This is a genomic window from Amycolatopsis sp. CFH S0740 (genome assembly GCF_004522315.1).
Lineage (GTDB): Bacteria > Actinomycetota > Actinomycetes > Mycobacteriales > Pseudonocardiaceae > Amycolatopsis > Amycolatopsis nivea.
Genome location: NZ_SDLS01000006.1, coordinates 141,987 through 158,642, shown reverse-complemented (window position 1 = coordinate 158,642; position 16,656 = coordinate 141,987). Strand labels below are relative to the sequence as shown.

Genomic DNA, 16,656 nt, shown 5'->3' with positions numbered 1-16,656 from the left:
ATCAGAACGCGGCGCCTCCGTCCGACCAGGACGTCTGGCCGAAGTCCTCGTCGTCCACCGGCGCGCGGCGCGGTCGGGGACGCTCGGGCTCCGGAGCTTCCGCGACTTCCTCTTCTTCTACGACCGCCTCGGGCGCGGCCTCGGGAGTGCCCTTCGGCCAGACGCACGGCGACGTCGCGCCGAGGTAAAGCTTCCCGAGTTCGTTTGCCTGCAACGACATGTCGAAGCCGTCCCGCTCGTTGCGCGCGAAGACGTACTGGTCGGTCGGCCGCCGGTCGGTCAGCACCGTGAAGCCGTGCCCCTGCCACCAATCCACGACGGCGTCGAACTGCGCCGTGAAGGTGTCCGGTTCGAGGCCGGTCACCTCGTAGGTGGCGGAGATTTCGTACCGCCCCGCCGGACCGTTGTCGGTCGGGTCGGTGCATTCGGACCGGTTGCGGGAGAACAGTTCCCGCGCGGCCGGCGCGGGCAGCACCGCGAACACGGCGCGCACATAGCCCTCGACCCGGTCGCGGGCTTCGGTTTCGGTGATCGTGGTGGTCATGGCTTCACCTCCTGGGGAGCAGGCTACGAGAGGAAGGGCGGCGAGGCAGGCCAGCGCGGTGCGGCGCGCCGTCACGCCGGCAACCCGGCGATGATCCGGCCGAAGCTGCGCAGCGACGGGTTGTTGTCCTCCCAGTATTGGCTGTGCGCGGCCCCGGACAGACCGCCCTCGTACCACGGGCCCTTGTCGCCCGGCGCGGACTCGAAGACCTGGCCGCCGAATCCGTCGCCGGTCGGGCTCGGGCCGAGCGGGTCATGGCCGCCGACGCCGATGTTGGTGATCTTGATGAGGTCGTGTTCCGCGACCGTCGAGTGCACGTGCTGGGCGACTTGATCCTGCGGGACGCCGTCGAGGTGCAGTTGGTTCGCGTGCTCGACGCCGACACCGGGGCTGCCGGCGAAGATCAGGTCGTCGGCATTGAGGCCGCCGTCGCGAGCCGCGTGGCCGATTACCGTCGTGCCATAGCTGTGGCCCAGCACAGTGTTGTGCGACGGCGCGCCTTCGTGCGATGCCCGCAGTCCGTCCTCGAATTTCGACAACGCCGCTTTGCCGCCGTCGGCGTATTTCTCGCTGGCGGCGTTCACGAGTTCATCCGGCGCGTCGTAGCCGACCCAGGTGATCACCGAGGTCGACGGCGAGCCCGCCATCGTCGCCGACTGCCACATCTTGTCCGACCGGCCGAGGTCGCCGCCGATCTTGGCCAGTTCGCTGCCGGTGCCGGGCACGTAGGTCGCGACATTCGCCGCGGTGTCCGGGTTTCCGGCCGCGACCACCGCGGTGCCGTCGCCGCTGACGTCGAGCGAGATCAGGAAGGCGGGCGGTTTGCCGTCGCCGGTGGCCGCGAGCCGGTCGCGGATCGCGGTGAGGCCGCGGAGTTGCGCGTCGTCGCCCTTGCGCTTGTCGATTTCCTGTTGCAGCACAACGCGATTCGCCGCGTCGCGATCGACCACTGGGATGCCGTCGAGGTTGCGGATCAGATCCGGGTTGTCGCGCAAGATCGAGGACTGCGCGGAGTCGGACAGACTGTCCCACCACGCCCGGTTCTCCGCCGGGGTGCCGTTCGGTTTCGGCTGGCTGCTGGTCGCCATCGCCAGCGCGACGACGCCCGTCCCGCCGCTTTCGCCCTTCGCCGCGCGATCGAGCACGACGGTGAGGTCCGCGTCGACCGCGGTGGCGTCGCGGAGAATCTGGCCGACCCGGTCGGCGACCTCGGCTTGCCGCTCGGGTTCTCCGCTGACCCCGCCGCCGTCGTCGATCCGCATTCCGTTGCGCGAGGCGAAATCGTCGACGTCGCGCACCGCCGAGCTGATCCGCTCGACCGCCAGCTGCGCGTCGTGCACCCCGCGCCGGACCGCCGACACGTCGGTGGTCAACTGCCGCAATTCCGCCGTGAGCGCAGTGCCTTTGGCGGTCGCCGCGTCTGCCGCGTCGCCTTGCCAGGCACCGAACTTCGTCATGGCGTCGGCGTCGTCGTTCGCCGCGGTGAGCCGCGCGGCCCGGGCGCCGAGCGCGTCGACCGCCGCGGCGAGGTCAGCCGGGTTCCAGCGCCGGACGTCTCCCCAGGTGATCATCGGCCCGCCGCCGCGATCTCGCCGGCCGCGTTCTGGTCGCTGTCGCGGTAGCCGGCCGCGGCCTGGTCGAGGTTCTCCGCATAAGCCTCGGTGTCGGCGGTCCACTTCGGAACGACGCGGCCCCAGGTGTCGGACAGCCGATCCGCCGCCGCCGCGCTCGTGCCGCCGGACAGCCCGACCCCGGCGAGCGCGCCCGCGAGGTCGACCGTCCGCACGGTCGCCGCCGCCTGGTGCGCCCGTCCGGCCGCGGTCACGACCTCCCTCGGAGCGACCTCGAAACCCGTTCCCATGCGCATCTCCCCCACCGCGGCGACCGGACGCCCGGTACGACGGACGTCCCCGGCAGCCGGTTCCCCACAGTTCGACGTTCGCGGAAACTCTTGACAAGATCTCCCTGCCACCGCGTTGACCTGCGAAAACGCCCGCCTACCGTGTCCACATATGTGAACGCTAGTCACGTGACTGAATAGTTATCAGCCCGCGTCTTGCCCGCCGGTGACCAGCGTGTGACTGTGTACGGCGAAGTTCGAACGGGAGCGAGCCGGGCAGGCGAACAGCGTGGAAAGGCGCTGTGCGACGGCGGATCCGGCCGTTCCGCAGTGCTGGACCAGTCCGGCAGTCCTTGTCCCCTCGACCCCCATTCGTCCGGCCAGGACGGCGCTGACCTCGCGGGCAGCGGACCAGGACCGGCCGGCCATCCCGGAAAGAGACGGCTCGGCAATGACACAGACAGCCGCGGCGCGGCGGCCCATCGGCAGAACGACGCTGTACTTCTTCGGTGCCCTCGGCGGCATCCTGTTCGGTTACGACCTCGGCGTCATTTCCGGGGTGTTGCCCTTCATCGGGAAACTCTGGGGCCTGTCCGGCTGGGACAAAGGCGTCATCACCGCGAGCATTTCGATCGGTGCGATCGTCGGCGCGAGTTTCTCCTCCCGGCTCAACGAAAGGCTCGGCCGCCGCCGCACGATCATGGTGGCCGCGGTCGTCGTCATCATCGGCACGCTCGCGGCCACGTTTTCGCCGACGTTCGCGTTGCTGATCATTTCCCGGCTGGTGATCGGCGTCGGCATCGGTCTTTCGTCCTCGACGGTCCCGACGTACCTGTCGGAACTCGCCCCGGCCCGGCTGCGCGGGGCGATGGGCGCGCTGAACCAGATCTTCATCGTGCTCGGCATCCTGATCGCGTTCCTGGTCAGCTACGGGCTCGGCAGCTCGGGCAACTGGCGGCTGATGTTCGCCGGCGCGATCGTGCCCGCGGTGATCCTGCTGGCCGGCCTGGTGTTCCTGCCCGAAACGCCGCGCTGGCTCGTCGCGAACGGCCACGAGGAACAGGCCCGCGCGGTCCTGCTCAGCTCGCACGGCGGCGGCGTGAACGTCGACGAGGAGATCGGCACGATCCGCGAGGTGATCCGGCTCGACTCGGAATCGGCGAAGACCCGGCTCCGCGACCTGCTGACGCCGACCGTGCGGCCGATGCTCGTGGTGGCCCTGCTGCTCGCGATCGGCCAGCAGTTCAGCGGCGTGAACGCGGTGAACGCGTACTTCCCGACGATGCTGATCGGCCTCGGTTTCGCGACCCAGGCGGCCCTGCTGTCCGGCGTGCTGCTCGGCGTGACCAAGTTCCTGTTCACCGCGTGGGTCGTGTTCGTGGTCGACCGGTGGGGCCGCAAGCCGCTGCTGCTGATCGGCAATGTGCTGATGGTGATCACCCTGGTCGGGGCCGGATTCATCGTGCTGGAAGTCCACGACACCGCGACCAAGGGCATCCTGATGCTCGTCGCGATGGTGCTCTACCTGGTCGGCTACGAACTCGGCTGGGGCGCGGTCGTGTGGGTCATGATGGCCGAGGTGTTCCCGCTGAAGGTGCGCGCCGCGGGCATGGGCGTGAGCAGCGTCGTGCTGTGGGCCGCGACCGGCATCATCAGCGCCGTGTTCCCGATCATCTCCGACCCGGGCGCACTCGGCCTCGGCGGCTCGATGTTCCTGTTCGCGGGCATCAACGTGGTCCTGTTCTTCCTCACGAAGTGGCTCGTCCCGGAAACCAAGGGGCGGTCGCTGGAGGAAATCGAACTCGACCTGCGCGGACGGACGCACGCGAAGGCACGCGCCTGATTTTTTCCTCTCGGGGTGCAGCCGGGCGGCAGGGGATTCCCCTTGCCGCCCGGCTGTTTTTCACCGCCCGAGCATCCGGTACTGCCGGGTGGCGAGCGGCAGGAAGATCGCCGTCAGCACCGCGGGCCACGCCATCGCGAGCAGCACGGAATGCTCCGCCGCCCAGCCATTCGCCGCCCACGCCGGATTGCCCGCCAGCTCGCGCACCGCGGAAGCCGTTGCGGTGAGCGGGTTCCAGGTCGCAACCGCGCTCAGCCAGGCAGGCATGGTGTCGGGGGAAACGAAAACGCCGGACAGGAATCCGACCGGCCACACCAGCACCTGCACCGAAACCGCCGACTCCGGGGTCTTCAGCAGCAGTCCGAGATAGATCCCGATCCAGACGAAGGCGAACCGCAGCCACAACAGCAGCCCGACCGCGCCCAGCACGGACACCTGGTGCGGCCGCCAGCCCAGCGCCAGCCCCGCTCCCATCATCACGACCAGCCCGGCGACCGCGCTGATCAAGTCGGCGAGACACCGTCCGGTCAGCACGGCGAGCCCGCCGACCGGCATCGCGCGGATCCGCTCGGTGACGCCCTTCGCGGCGTCGGAAGTCACCGCGAGGACAGTGGATTCCAGCCCGAACAGCATGGTCATCGCGAGCATGCCGGGGATGAGGAAGTCGATGTACGCGCCGTCCCGGATGTCCATCGCGCCGCCGAACAGCTGGCCGAACATCACCACGATCAGGACCGGGAACAGCAGCGTGACCGCGATCGAGACCGGACGTTGCTTCCAGTGCACCAGGATCCGCCGGGTCAGGACGGCGGTGTGCGTCGGCCAGGACACGTGTCCGGGTGCGGTGGCAGGGATGGTCATCGCGCCTCCTCAGTCGCGTTGCCGGTCAGGAGCAGGAAAACCTCGTCGAGCGTCGGCTTCCGGACGACCGTCTCGACCCGGTCCGGCCCGACCTTCGCCTTCAGCTCGTCCGGCGTGCCCGCGGCGACGACCCGCCCGGCGTCGAGAACCGCGATCCGGTCGGCGAGCTGATCGGCCTCCTCCAGGTACTGCGTGGTCAGCAGCACCGTGGTGCCGGTGCCGGCCAGCGCGCGGACGTCCGCCCAGACGTCGAGGCGAGCAGCCGGGTCGAGCCCGGTCGTCGGCTCGTCGAGGAACAGCACCGCCGGGTTCAGCAGGAGCCCGGCGGCCAGGTCCAGCTTGCGCCGCATGCCGCCGGAGTAGACGGAGACGGACCGGCCCGCGGCTTCGGCGAGACCGAACCGGTCCAGCAGCTCCGTCGCTCGTGCCCGCGCCGTCCGCGAGGGCAATCCGCCGAGCCTGCCGAACAGCTCGAGGTTCTGCCTGCCGGTCAGAATCTCGTCCACCGAGGCGTTCTGCCCGACCAGCCCGATCCGCCGCCGCACCTCGTCCGGCTCGGCGACCGCGTCGAAACCGGCCACCCGCACCTCCCCCGCGTCCGGCCGCAGCAACGTGGTCAGAATGCGGACCGCCGTCGTCTTGCCCGCACCGTTGGGACCGAGCAGCCCGCACACCGTTCCCGGCTCAACCCGCAGGTCAAACCCGTCCAGCGCGGCCCGTTCGCCATACCGCTTCTGCACCCCGCGGGCCAGGAGGCCATCTACTCCGTATGCCATACGAAGAAGGCTAGCACAACACTCCGTATTGCCTACGGAGTTAAGTTCCTATGCTGGTCACGTGACGACTGACGGCAACCCCGGCGACCCCGCCGCGACGATCGCGCTGCTGTGGGGCACCCGCCAGCTGCCGAAGCGCGGCCCGAAGCACGGACTCACCCCGGCCCGGATCGTCGACGCCGCGGTCGAGGTCGCGGACACCGAACAGGACCTGGCGACACTGTCGATGCGCCGGGTCGCCGAATCGCTGGGCGTCGGGACGATGTCGCTCTACACCTACGTTTCGTCGCGCGCGGAGTTGGTCGAAGCGATGGTCGACGCGGTGTACGGCGAGGCAGTAGCCGAACTGTCCGAAATAGACGCCGACGACTGGCGCGACGGCCTCCGCCGCGTCGCCGCCGTCAACTGGGCGATGCACCTGAGGCATCCGTGGCTGCTGCAAGTCTTCACCGGCCGTCCGACGCTCGGCCCCAACGCGATCGCGAAGTACGACCTGGAACTTGCGGTCGTCGACGGCATTGGCCTGTCGGACCTCGAAATGGATTCGACGATCACCCTGGTGACCACCCATGTGGAAGGCTTGGCGCGCCGCAAGGTCGAAGCCGCGCGCGTGGTGCGGCAAACCGGGATGACCGATCAGCAATGGTGGGCCGCGACCGCCCCCGCACTGGCGGAGGTCTACGAACCGCGCCGCTTCCCGGTCGCGGACCGGGTCGGCGCCGCCGCCGGGCAAACGCACCAGGCCCCGTACAGCCTCGACCACGAGTACGCGTTCGGCTTGGACCGCCTGATCGAAGGCATTGCCGCGCTGGTCAACCGACCCGCTGAGTAGCGTCCTTCCGCCCCAGCACCGCCCCTGCGCTCGCGAGCCCCACACAGGCGAGCGCCACCCACTGCACCGCGCGCAAGTGTTCGTCGAGAACCAGCACCCCGGCCAGCCCCGCACTCGCCGGCTCAAGGCTGGCCAGCACCCCGACCGTACGGGCAGGCAGCCGTCGCAAAGCAGCCAGCTCCAACGAATACGGCACCACCGCCGATAACGCGGCCACCACGACGCCGACCAGCAACACCCGAGGCGTCACCAGCCGGGCGCCTTGGTCGATCACCCCCAACGGCACCGAAAGCACGGCAGCCCACGCCAACGCCAGCGCAAGCGGACCCCCTCCCACGCTGCTTGCGCCCGCGCGTTTGCTGAGCAGGAAGTAAGCAGCCATGCACGCGCCAGAAGCCAACGCGAGAACCACGCCGGCGAGCGGAAAACTGACGTCGCGCGGAGCGTAGAACAACCACACCCCGACTCCGGCCACGACCGCACAAGCCACGTCGCGGAGACGTCGCGAAGTGCACAATGCCAAGGAAATCGGCCCCAACAACTGCAGCGCGCTCGCCAACCCCAACGGCAAGATGGTCAGCGCCGGATAGATCAAATTCATCCCCGCGATGGCCGTACCGAAGCCGAGGATCACCCTCCTTTCCGCCCAACTGCGCGGCACCGCGGGCCGGTACAGGATCAGCAGAACCGCCGCAGCCAGCCCAAGCCGCAACGCCACCACACCGGACGCACCGACGTCCTCGGACAGCTGCTTCCCGAACGCCTGCCCGAACTGGACACTCAGCACGCTCCCCACCATCAGCGCAGGCGCATTCCTCATCCCTCCAGGCTTGACTCTGGAAGCGTGCACGTCCAACGAATCTTTCCGCACGAAACCGTTTAGCCTGGACTACATGATTGACCACCGGTTGCACGTCCTGCGAACCCTCGCCGAGTACGAAACCGTGACCGCGACCGCCGCCGCACTGCACCTGACCCCGTCTGCCGTCTCGCAGCAATTACGTTTGCTGGCCCGGGATCTGGAAGTGGAACTCCTGGTGCCGCAAGGCCGTCGAGTGCAGCTGACGCCCGCCGCACACATCGTGCTCCGACACGCCGACGCCCTACGCCTGCAATGGGAAGCAGCCCGCGCGGAACTCGCCGCGGAGGCCACTGAACTCCGCGGCACACTGCGCCTGTGCGGCGTCTCCTCCGCGCTGGCGACGCTCGCCGCCCCCGCCGTCGCCAGCCTGCGCCGGACGCATCCGTTGGTAGAAACGCAAACCACCGAAGAGGAAAGCGCCGACTGCTACCGCCTCCTCCTCGCCGACGAAGCCGACATCGCCTTAGTCCTGCCCGGGCCGGAAGCACCGCCGGTCACCGATTCCCGCTTCGAACAGACCCCGTTGACGACCGACCGCCAAGACCTGCTCGTCGCCGCCACCCACCCCCTGGCGCGCCGCAAGGGAATCCAACTCGCGGAGGCGGCTGATCAGCCGTGGATCGTCAAGAAACACAACAACGACACTTATCCCTTGGTGACCGCAGCCTGCGCCGCCGCCGGTTTCACGCCTCGGATCGTGCATGAAGTCAAGGAGTGGTACGCAGTTTCCGCCCTCGTCGCGGAAGGGCTCGGCGTGTGCCTGATGCCGAGGATCGTGCCATTGCCGGAGCACGCGGTTAAGCGGATTCCATTGCTGGGCACGTCTATTCCTACCCGCCAATTGCTGACCGCGGTACGACGTGGCAGCAGTGGACATCCTCTGGTCAGCGCAGGCCTTGTTTCACTGCGCGCCATTGCCTCAGCCGGGGAGGCTCTCCCAGTACCAGTATCCCGGCTCTGAACTGCTACGCTTCGCTCCGAAGCTACGCAGGGGAGGCGTACAACGTGGTTGAAGTCTGCCGTCTCGACGGCCTCAACCTACTGGCAGAAATCGCGAACCGTTTCATGGAAACACTCGGCCGCATTCGAGACCTGAACAGCTGGATGAACGACAAGGCGCTTCCCGCATCTCGGTGGCCGCAAGCCGTCCACTCGGCTGGAGCGTGATTGTGCGACCGAACCGCCCGCCGACCGCACCGACGCCACAGCCTCCGGCGCGGCAAAAAATGAAGACGAGCCACCGGGTCGCGTTGTGGTCCGGGATATGCGTAGCCGTCGTGGCGACCGCACTAGCAGTTTTCTGGGCGGCAGGCCTCGGCTCATTCCTCTGGGGCGCCGACCACAAAACCTCAGACGCTACGCCGGACAAGTACCGCGACACCGATTTCGCCGCCTGCACCGACTTCACGGCCCGGAGCCAGGAAATTCCGCGGGACGCTTCCGAAGTGGCCCGCACTTGGTATCCCGAAATCAGCAAGGACGGCACCCTTCTCTGCAGCTTCACCCCCAAGGATCAACAACGACCACTCGTGGAACTGCAAGCAAGCTGGTTCGCGACAACTGCCGCACAGTCCGGCAGCGAACGCGCCAGCACCAATTTCACCGGTGCCTCCGCCGTGAGCAACGACGACAGCCCTGTCGGCCTGCCCTTCGGCGAGAAGGCGCATTGGCTCCCCAAGAAAAGCCAGGCCGAGTGCGGACTGATCTTCCTCGACCGCAACGCCGTTTTTCAGATCCATTACACAGCGGCCACCCCGGGCGGAAGTCCCGAGTCCTGCGGCGCACTGCTCCGCAAGATGGCCCAGGCGCTGTACACCGCTGCGCAACCGCGGTGACGATCCCCTAACCGGTCGCCGACTCCAGGCTCAGCGATGGAGCCAAGCTCCCGCACCGCGGAACCACGCTCAACCCAGCAAGCGGCGCCCTCGCCGGAATTGGCGGGTCAGCGGGGAAAGCTCGCGTTCGATCAATCCATCGCCATCTCGTGGCTCAGCCCTGCAGTAGGCATCCTTCGATGTTGCCTCGGCACCCGGTTGGCCAGGCGCATCAAGGAATCTGAGCCTCAATCTGGGCCAAGTGACCGTCGACGATTTCTTCAAACGCCGCGCGGCGATCCGCCCCGAGGGGACGGACTTCGCGGGCGAAGAACGCCAACGCGGGGAAGCGTTCGGGATCAGCGCCGAGCACTGCGACGCGGAACTGCTCCAGACCCTGTTCGTACTCCTCAGCGGTGATGCTGCTGACGCCAGCCTCGGCGGCGATCAGGGCGGCGATGAGGACCACGAGGCGGTGGTACAGCACCGGGATCTGCTCGTCAGGAACCTCGGCCGCGCGCAGGGCCTGCAGCAATTCCTCCATGACCAACCGGGATCCGGTGCCGCCGGACGCGTAGCGGCCCCACACGGTGGCGAGTTGAGGCTGCTCCCCGAAAGCCTCGCGCAGGCACAGCGCCAGTGCGGTGATGCGCTGCTTCCAAGTGCCTTCCGGACGGTAGCCGTCCATCGCGGCCAGCAGGATCCGGTCCGCGACGGCGCGCAGCAGTTCGGTCTTGTTGCGGAAGTGCCGGTAAAGGCTGGAGGGATCGGTCCCGAGCGCGGCGGCGAGTTTTCGCACGCTGAACGACTCCGCGTCGCTCGTGCGCAGCAGGTCTTCCGCGGTGTCCAGGATTTCGTCGGTCGACCATCGCCTGCGACCGGTCATCTCGGCCCCTCTCGTCCGGCCCAGCATAACCTATGCACTTGGCAATGCACACGGTGTGTGCATAATGAGGACAAGTCACTGGGGACACCACGACGCACCCGGCTTTCCGCCGGGAGGAAAGAAGGAACCATGGGAGAACCCGCTGCCCCGACGAGACCGCCGGAGCCGGACTACTCGGTGATCACGCCCGAGGAACTGCACGTCTACCGCGAGGCGGAGAACCGCTTCCGGGCTTCCAGCGCGGCATACCCGATCATCGGAGAGCCGAGCCCCGACGCCGAGATCGAGTGGCGCGAGATCGCGCTGCCCGGCCGCGACCTGCCGGTCCGGGTCTACCGGCCGAGGCTGGAAGCCACGCTGCCGTTGGTGGTCCATGTCCACGGAGGCGGCTTCGTGGGCACGGCGGCGCAGTGCGACTGGACCAACAGCCGTCTCGCCGCGCGGCTTCCCGCCGTCGTCGTCTCGGTAGAACACCGCCTGCTCGCACCCGACACCCCGCTCGCGAACGCCGCGGACGACGGCTGGAACGTGCTCTGGCACCTGGTCCAGCACCCCGCGGAGTGGGGCATCGACCCCGCGCGCGTGGCGGTCTTCGGCGAGAGCTGCGGTGCCCTTATCAGCGCACTGGCTGCCGTCCGCGCCAGGGAAGCCGGTCTCGAACTTAAGGCGCAGGTGCTGGTCAACCCGGTCGCCGACGTGACCGGCACGATGTTCGACTACCCCTCCGTCGCCGAGTACGCGTACCGCCCGAGCCCAGCCCTGTCGCTGTTGAAGCTCTTCCAGCGACTCGCCATCCCGCCCGGCACCGACGCCGCTGCCGTCTCCCCGTTGCACACCAACGATCTGAGCGGGCTGGCTCCAGCACTCGTGGTGGTGCCCACCCAGGACGCGGTCGCCGACCACGGCCGCCGTTACGCCGAGCGGCTGCGCGAGGCCGGAAGCTCTGTGCAGCTTTCCGAATACCCGGGCGCGAAACACGCGTTCCTCACCTTGCCCGGGGTGGAACCGCAGGCCGAAGCCGCACAGGCGGAAATCCTCGCGTTCCTCGGCGCGGCTTTGGCGAAGTGATGGAGGGACAGGTGCACAACAACGCCCGGCTCGGTCTGGACTGCATGAGCGTTGCCTGGCCCCAAAAACCGGTGTCCGGCGCACTGCCACGACCTGGTGCCCGCCGGTTCGCCCGACGATCTGCGGCTTGCCTGCGAAGCGTCATTGCACCGACAGCACAACGATCACCTCTCGGCCGTCTCGCAGTCGGCTCGCCGTGGAGCGCCAGGCGACCGACATGACCCAGCATTCCCTGGAGGACAACAACATGCGGAAAATCGGCATCGTCGGCGTCGGCGAGATCGGCAAGGCCCTCGTCGAAGGCATCCGGCACGAAAACGGTGCGACCGCGGACATCTTCCTCTCCCCGCGAGGAGCCCGCACCGCCGCCGAACTGTCCGAACGTTTCGAGGGCGTCCAGGTGTGCGCCGACAACCAGGAGGTCGTGGACCGCGCGGACCTGGTGATCATCGCCGTGCGCCGCCAAGACCGCCACGAAGCGCTAGGCGGGCTCAAGGTGGCCGACGAGAAGATCGTGGTCACCCTGATGGCAGGGGTCGGCATCGACGCTCTGCGCCAAACCCTCGGCACCGCCGCCCCGATCGTCCGCGCCATCCCGCTGCCCGCCGTGCGCGTTCGCCGGTCCGTCACCGTGACCACACCTCCGCATCCAGCGGTGGACGCTCTCTTCGACCAGTTGGGCGGGTCGTTGCCCGTCGCGGACGAGGACGCCTTCAACGTCTTCTCCGCCCTGACCGGGACTCTCACCGCCCACTACGCCTACCTCGCCACGCTCACCGCCTGGGCCGGCGAGCATGGCATCGCGACCGAGGTCGCCGAACGGTACGTGCGCGGTCTCTTCCAGAACGTCGGCCGCGCACTGGAGGACAAGAGCCGCTCGCTGGATCAGCTTGCCGCCGACCACGAGACACCTCAGGGAAACAACGAACGAATCCGCACGACGTGGTTCGGGCCAGCCAACGCCGAGGCCCTCGCCACAGCCCTGGACGGTCTGCTCGCTGACCTGAAATAGCGGCTTCCGGGCGAAGACCTGTTTCCGTGCCCTGGAACGGCCTGTCGCTCGCATGGATCTTGCCGGGCGGGGGATTGTGCCTCGGCACTCCCCCGTCCGCGCGTGCGATGACCGGAACGGACCACGGACGCCCGCGGGTGACGACTGCGGTCAACGACGTTGAGCCTGAACAAGATCAGCTCACCGGAACCGCACCGGCCCAGCAGCCGCAGCTCCGGGTTTCGTGAGGCACGCCGCACCTGCTCGTGTTTCTGGGGCACGCCGCACCTGTTCGTCCAGTCGTCGCCCCACTCGCTGCCCGCAGCAACAGGATTCCCCGGTGGTACTCGGCACCTGGTTTTCCAGGAGCCGCTGACCGAGCACCCGCAGCACCGGATCCCCGGAGCCACACAGGACCTCGCCCTCCGGCAGCCGCCCCGCCCAGCACCCACAACACCGGACTCCCAAGGCCGCACAGCACCTCCTCCAGGTGCCGCGTCACCTTGGCCCGGCGGCTGCAGAGCGGCGGCTGGACTCGGCACCGGTTTCGGTGGCGCCGCCGAAACCGAGCCAGTCCATACCGGATCCGAAGAACGGCCGCCCGGAGCGCGGTCTCCGACTACGGCCAAGTGCAGCCATATCGGGTCGGCGCAAGCCACCGCACTCAGATCCCGGCCAGCCAAAATTCCGCCCAGCATCCAGCTGTCCCGGGATTACCCGCCCGGTTCGGGTACCAGCCCTCGCGGAATCACCACGCTCACTAGATCCGGCAGCACAGGCATCCATTCCGGATGCCGGGCAACGACCTCCCGCACTCTCACACGCGGAGCGTGCTGTCGCGCAAAGTCGTCCGGACCCACGGCGAAGTACCCGCGGGACCACCGCGTTCGATTAGTCCGGCAGCATAGGCATCTCCATCCCCGCCTCATGGCTCAGCAGCGCCGCTCGGGTCAGCGCGGCCGCGCCGAAGCGGTCTCGTAGCGCGTCCACTGCTGAGTCCAGCGCAGTCGCCTCCGCGGACAGCGCTGGGCTGGACGGTTGATCCAGCGGCAGCGCCAACTGCACCGCGCCGTGGCTGTCGAGGTTCGAGAACGACAGGCCCAGCAACGTCAAACCCCGGTCGTACACCAGCGGTTGCGCCGCGGACAGCAGGCCGCGGGCGGCGCAGAGCAGGGTTTCCGTGTGGTCGGTGCTGTCGGCGAGCGTGTGCGACCTCGTGGCGCGGGTGAAGTCCGCGAAGCGCATTCGCAGCACCACCGTCCGGCATACCCGCGACGCGCCGCGCAGCCGACGGGCCAATCGGTCCACAATAGACACCACGATCTCGTCCAGTTCGGCCGGAGAGCGGGAGCGGCGGCCCAGCGCGCGTTGCGAGCCGATCGAGCGGCGACGTTTTCCTGGTTGAACCGCGCGCGGGTCGCGGCCGTGTGCCAAGGCGTGCAGGTGACGGCCCGAACCTGGGCCCAGCATGGAGACCAGCGCGGCCTCGGGCAGTTCGGCGACCTGGCGCACGGTGCGGACGCCGCGTTCCCGCAGCTTCGCCGACGTCACCTTTCCCACTCCCCACAACCGCTCCACCGGCAGCGGGTGCAGGAATTCCAGCTCCTGATCTGGCGGCACCACCAGCAAACCGTCCGGTTTCGCGACGCCGCTCGCCACCTTCGCCAGGAATTTCGTGCGCGCCACCCCTACCGTGATCGGCAGCCCGACCTGCGCCAGCACCTCCGCGCGCAGGCGTACCGCGATCTCCGACGGACGTCCGGCAATCCGCCGCAGACCGCCGACGTCCAAGAAAGCTTCGTCGATCGACACTCCTTCCACCGCCGGCGTCGTCTGCCGGAACACCTCGAACACCGCCTTGCTCGCCGCGCTGTAGACCGGCATCCGCGGCGGCACCACCACGGCATGCGGGCACAACCGCCTGGCCTGCGCCCCGCCCATCGCGGTGCGCACGCCCAACGCCTTGGCCTCGTAGCTCGCGGCCAGCACCACGCCACCGCCCACGATCACCGGCCTGCCGCGCAGCCGGGGATCGTCGCGCTGCTCGACCGAGGCGTAGAACGCGTCGAGATCGGCGTGGAGGATCGGTCCTTCGCTCGTCACGAACATATGTTCGCATCGAACACCGACAAAAACCGCGATCCGTTCACTCGAACGGAGTAGGAAAATCTCCCGAAGCCCGGACGGAACGCGCTAACCTCTCCCCCGTGCGGCTCGTCCTGTTCGACCTCGACACCACGCTCGTCGATCGCGCGGAGGGATTCCGCCGCTGGGCGTGGGAGTTCTGCGCGGAACACCGGCTCGCCGACGCGGACGCCGCGTGGCTCATCACCGCCGACGACCGCGGGCGCGCCGACCGGGCGACGTTCTTCAAAAACCTTCGCGAGCGCTTCGACCTGCAAGAACCCGATCTCGAAGACGCCTACCGCGAACGCCATCCCGCCCTCGTCCCGGCCGCGCCAGGCGTGCTGGCCGGATTGCCCCGGCTGCGCGCGGCGGGCTGGCGGATCGGCGTCCTCGGCGAGGGCGAACCGCAGCTGTCCACGCTGCTGTGCACCGGAATCGCCGGACTCGTGGACGGCTGGGCGCTCGCCGGGCCGGACGGACTGTCCACATCGGACCCGAAGCTGTTCAGGCTCGTCGCCGAACGCTGCGAGACCACGCTGGACGACGCCTGGTTCGTCGGCGCGGACGTCGGACCCGCCCGGTCCGCCGGATTGCGCACCGTGCGAGTCGGCCCGGACCGCGAACCCGCCGCCGCGATCGCGCTGCTGCTCGAGAGCTAGTTCTCCACGTCGATCTGCCAGGTGCCGTTGCGCTGCGACATCGTGTAGCGGTGCGTCTCGGTCGTCGGGCCGCCGCCGGCGCGGTGATAGGTGATCACCGCGGTGAGCGTGTTCTCACCGGTGACCTTCACGTCGTTCGCGGTCACCGAACTGAACCGGCTCCACCACGCCTTGTACTCGTCGAAAGTCTGATTTTTGTGCGCGGCACGGAACTTGTCGCTGATCATCGCCCAGCCGGCTTCCAGATTGCTCGGCAGGTACGAGAAGTAGGCACGCAGCGCGGTAGCCATCGCCTCGGGCGAGTTCGCCGCGGAACTGGACGACGGAGGGCTGCTCGACGAGGACGGCGCCGACGGCTGCGTCGACGGTGACGGCTGCGACGCGGACGAGGTCGCCGGAGCGTTGGAAGCCGCGGAGCTCTCGGCGGCGGGCGGCGGGTTCGCGGAGGGGTTTTCGCCCCCGTGGTTGCGGGTGAGGACGACAGTGACGATCACGGCGATCACGACAAGCAGCGCGCCCGCCCCGGCGAAGATCATCCCGCGGCGTCTTCGGTCCGAACCCGCGGGCGGCGCGGCGGCGGCGCCCGCGGCCGGAACCGCGACCGTGGTGGGCACGACCGGCGGCTTAGCGTCCGGAAGGGTCGGCGGTTCCGGGACCGCCACGACCGGGGTGACGCCGCCGTCGAGTTTGCGCAGTTCCGTGACGACCTCGGCCATCGACGGCCGGTCCTCCGGCTTGAGCTCCAGCAGCTTCAGCAGCAGCGGCTCCAGCTTCCCGGCCTGTTTCGGCGGGTTGATCGAACCGCTGGAAACCCGGTACAGCAAGGCGATCGCGTTGTCCGCGGTGCCGAACGGCGGGTCGCCCTCCACCGCCATGTACAGCGTCGCGCCGAGGGCGAACACGTCGGAGGCGAACGTCGCTTCCTCGCCGCGGGCGACCTCGGGCGCGAGGAACGCGGGCGTGCCGGAGATTTCGCCGGTCGCGGTGAGCGTGACGTCGCCGACCGCGCGGGAAATGCCGAAGTCGGTCACCTTGACCGTGCTGCCGTCGTCGCCGAGCAGGACGTTGCCCGGTTTGACGTCGCGGTGCACGATGCCCGCCCGGTGCGCGGCGGCGAGCACGCCCGCCAGCTGCACCGCGAACGGGATCGCCTCGTCGACGGTCAGCGGGCCGTCCTCGCGCAGTTTCACCGCGAGGCTGCGCGACGGCAGGTACTCCATGATCAGCCACGGACGGTCCTCGTGCTCGACCACGTTGAAGACCGAAATGGCGTTCGGATGCTGCAGCCGGGCGGCGATGCGGGCCTCGCGCATGGCGCGGTTGCGGGCTTCCTCGACCTTGTCCTCGCCCTGGTTCACGGGCATGAGGAGTTCCTTCACCGCGACGACGCGGCCGAGGATCTTGTCCTCCCCGCGCCAGACCATCCCCATCGCGCCGCTGCCGATCAGTTCGACGAGCTCGTAGCGACCGGCGACCTGCCGGCTCTCCTCGGTCAACGGAAAACCCTTCGGTGCGACATCATCCACGGACGGCGATCACCCAGTTTTCCACGG

The 16,656-nt window shown here is 68.7% G+C and carries 16 protein-coding genes; 7 read left to right on the top strand and 9 right to left on the bottom strand.

Annotation, left to right across the window (positions count from 1 at the left end; translation table 11 throughout):
- Window position 1: 1 nt before the first annotated feature.
- The 3 genes from EIZ45_RS13140 to EIZ45_RS13130 all read right to left on the bottom strand — a co-directional run bounded on the left by EIZ45_RS13140 (window position 2) and on the right by EIZ45_RS13130 (window position 2,405).
- A complete protein-coding gene (locus EIZ45_RS13140) occupies window positions 2-544 on the bottom strand; it encodes a hypothetical protein (RefSeq protein ID WP_037818378.1) in 543 nt (180 codons plus the stop codon).
- Between the two features lie 71 nt (window positions 545-615).
- A complete protein-coding gene (locus EIZ45_RS13135) occupies window positions 616-2,115 on the bottom strand; it encodes an alpha/beta hydrolase (protein ID WP_037818377.1) in 1,500 nt (499 codons plus the stop codon).
- Entirely contained in the window at window positions 2,112-2,405 is a 294-nt protein-coding gene (locus EIZ45_RS13130) for a hypothetical protein (RefSeq protein WP_037818376.1), read from the bottom strand. The genes EIZ45_RS13135 and EIZ45_RS13130 overlap by 4 nt, the downstream gene beginning before the upstream one ends.
- 430 nt (window positions 2,406-2,835) lie before the next feature.
- Between EIZ45_RS13130 and EIZ45_RS13125 the strand changes: the two genes are divergently transcribed.
- Entirely contained in the window at window positions 2,836-4,227 is a 1,392-nt protein-coding gene (locus EIZ45_RS13125) for a sugar porter family MFS transporter (RefSeq protein WP_078870702.1), read from the top strand.
- A gap of 60 nt (window positions 4,228-4,287) precedes the next feature.
- On the opposite strand, the gene EIZ45_RS13120 is transcribed toward EIZ45_RS13125, so the two are convergent.
- On the bottom strand, window positions 4,288-5,088 hold the full coding sequence (locus EIZ45_RS13120) for an ABC transporter permease (RefSeq protein WP_134663341.1): 801 nt from the start codon (window positions 5,086-5,088) through the stop codon (window positions 4,288-4,290).
- On the bottom strand, window positions 5,085-5,864 hold the full coding sequence (locus EIZ45_RS13115) for an ABC transporter ATP-binding protein (protein ID WP_134663342.1): 780 nt from the start codon (window positions 5,862-5,864) through the stop codon (window positions 5,085-5,087). The genes EIZ45_RS13120 and EIZ45_RS13115 overlap by 4 nt, the downstream gene beginning before the upstream one ends.
- A 61-nt stretch (window positions 5,865-5,925) precedes the next feature.
- Here EIZ45_RS13115 and EIZ45_RS13110 point away from each other — a divergent pair, with 61 nt between their 5' ends.
- Window positions 5,926-6,696 carry a TetR/AcrR family transcriptional regulator gene (locus EIZ45_RS13110; RefSeq protein WP_037818373.1) on the top strand — a complete coding sequence of 257 codons (771 nt, stop codon included), beginning with the start codon at window positions 5,926-5,928 and terminating at the stop codon, window positions 6,694-6,696.
- On the opposite strand, the gene EIZ45_RS13105 is transcribed toward EIZ45_RS13110, so the two are convergent.
- Window positions 6,677-7,516, bottom strand: a complete 840-nt coding sequence (locus tag EIZ45_RS13105) for a DMT family transporter (RefSeq protein WP_240690649.1) — start codon at window positions 7,514-7,516, stop codon at window positions 6,677-6,679. The genes EIZ45_RS13110 and EIZ45_RS13105 overlap by 20 nt on opposite strands.
- Window positions 7,517-7,589: 73 nt before the next feature.
- Here EIZ45_RS13105 and EIZ45_RS13100 point away from each other — a divergent pair, with 73 nt between their 5' ends.
- Together EIZ45_RS13100 and EIZ45_RS13095 are read left to right on the top strand one after the other, a co-directional pair.
- Window positions 7,590-8,519, top strand: a complete 930-nt coding sequence (locus EIZ45_RS13100; RefSeq protein ID WP_134663343.1) for a LysR family transcriptional regulator — start codon at window positions 7,590-7,592, stop codon at window positions 8,517-8,519.
- Window positions 8,520-8,835: 316 nt separating this feature from the next.
- On the top strand, window positions 8,836-9,393 hold the full coding sequence (locus EIZ45_RS13095; protein WP_134663344.1) for a hypothetical protein: 558 nt from the start codon (window positions 8,836-8,838) through the stop codon (window positions 9,391-9,393).
- Between the two features lie 211 nt (window positions 9,394-9,604).
- Here EIZ45_RS13095 and EIZ45_RS13090 read toward each other — a convergent pair whose 3' ends face one another.
- Window positions 9,605-10,258, bottom strand: a complete 654-nt coding sequence (locus EIZ45_RS13090) for a TetR/AcrR family transcriptional regulator (protein WP_037818369.1) — start codon at window positions 10,256-10,258, stop codon at window positions 9,605-9,607.
- 129 nt (window positions 10,259-10,387) lie between these two features.
- On the opposite strand from EIZ45_RS13090, the gene EIZ45_RS13085 reads away from it, so the two are divergent.
- Window positions 10,388-11,326 carry an alpha/beta hydrolase gene (locus EIZ45_RS13085; protein WP_134663345.1) on the top strand — a complete coding sequence of 313 codons (939 nt, stop codon included), beginning with the start codon at window positions 10,388-10,390 and terminating at the stop codon, window positions 11,324-11,326.
- Between the two features lie 217 nt (window positions 11,327-11,543).
- Complete coding sequence (locus EIZ45_RS13080; protein ID WP_205669936.1) at window positions 11,544-12,338, top strand: NAD(P)-binding domain-containing protein; 795 nt, start codon at window positions 11,544-11,546, stop codon at window positions 12,336-12,338.
- Between the two features lie 870 nt (window positions 12,339-13,208).
- Here the strand turns inward: EIZ45_RS13080 and dinB are convergent.
- On the bottom strand, window positions 13,209-14,426 hold the full coding sequence (dinB, locus tag EIZ45_RS13075; RefSeq protein ID WP_134663346.1) for a DNA polymerase IV: 1,218 nt from the start codon (window positions 14,424-14,426) through the stop codon (window positions 13,209-13,211).
- A gap of 98 nt (window positions 14,427-14,524) precedes the next feature.
- Between dinB and EIZ45_RS13070 the strand changes: the two genes are divergently transcribed.
- Window positions 14,525-15,103: an HAD family hydrolase gene (locus EIZ45_RS13070; RefSeq protein WP_205669937.1), complete on the top strand. Its 579-nt coding sequence runs from the start codon at window positions 14,525-14,527 to the stop codon at window positions 15,101-15,103.
- Here the strand turns inward: EIZ45_RS13070 and EIZ45_RS13065 are convergent.
- Window positions 15,100-16,599 carry a serine/threonine-protein kinase gene (locus tag EIZ45_RS13065; RefSeq protein ID WP_134663348.1) on the bottom strand — a complete coding sequence of 500 codons (1,500 nt, stop codon included), beginning with the start codon at window positions 16,597-16,599 and terminating at the stop codon, window positions 15,100-15,102. The genes EIZ45_RS13070 and EIZ45_RS13065 overlap by 4 nt on opposite strands.
- Between the last annotated feature and the right edge of the window lie 57 nt (window positions 16,600-16,656).

Coding starts and splice junctions, on each gene's coding strand:
- EIZ45_RS13140 (WP_037818378.1), bottom strand. CDS start 544: ATGACCACCACGATCACCGAAACCGAAGCCCGCGACCGGGTCGAGGGC.
- EIZ45_RS13135 (WP_037818377.1), bottom strand. CDS start 2,115: ATGATCACCTGGGGAGACGTCCGGCGCTGGAACCCGGCTGACCTCGCC.
- EIZ45_RS13130 (WP_037818376.1), bottom strand. CDS start 2,405: ATGGGAACGGGTTTCGAGGTCGCTCCGAGGGAGGTCGTGACCGCGGCC.
- EIZ45_RS13125 (WP_078870702.1), top strand. CDS start 2,836: ATGACACAGACAGCCGCGGCGCGGCGGCCCATCGGCAGAACGACGCTG.
- EIZ45_RS13120 (WP_134663341.1), bottom strand. CDS start 5,088: ATGACCATCCCTGCCACCGCACCCGGACACGTGTCCTGGCCGACGCAC.
- EIZ45_RS13115 (WP_134663342.1), bottom strand. CDS start 5,864: ATGGCATACGGAGTAGATGGCCTCCTGGCCCGCGGGGTGCAGAAGCGG.
- EIZ45_RS13105 (WP_240690649.1), bottom strand. CDS start 7,516: ATGAGGAATGCGCCTGCGCTGATGGTGGGGAGCGTGCTGAGTGTCCAG.
- EIZ45_RS13100 (WP_134663343.1), top strand. CDS start 7,590: ATGATTGACCACCGGTTGCACGTCCTGCGAACCCTCGCCGAGTACGAA.
- EIZ45_RS13090 (WP_037818369.1), bottom strand. CDS start 10,258: ATGACCGGTCGCAGGCGATGGTCGACCGACGAAATCCTGGACACCGCG.
- EIZ45_RS13085 (WP_134663345.1), top strand. CDS start 10,388: ATGGGAGAACCCGCTGCCCCGACGAGACCGCCGGAGCCGGACTACTCG.
- EIZ45_RS13080 (WP_205669936.1), top strand. CDS start 11,544: ATGACCCAGCATTCCCTGGAGGACAACAACATGCGGAAAATCGGCATC.
- dinB (WP_134663346.1), bottom strand. CDS start 14,426: ATGTTCGTGACGAGCGAAGGACCGATCCTCCACGCCGATCTCGACGCG.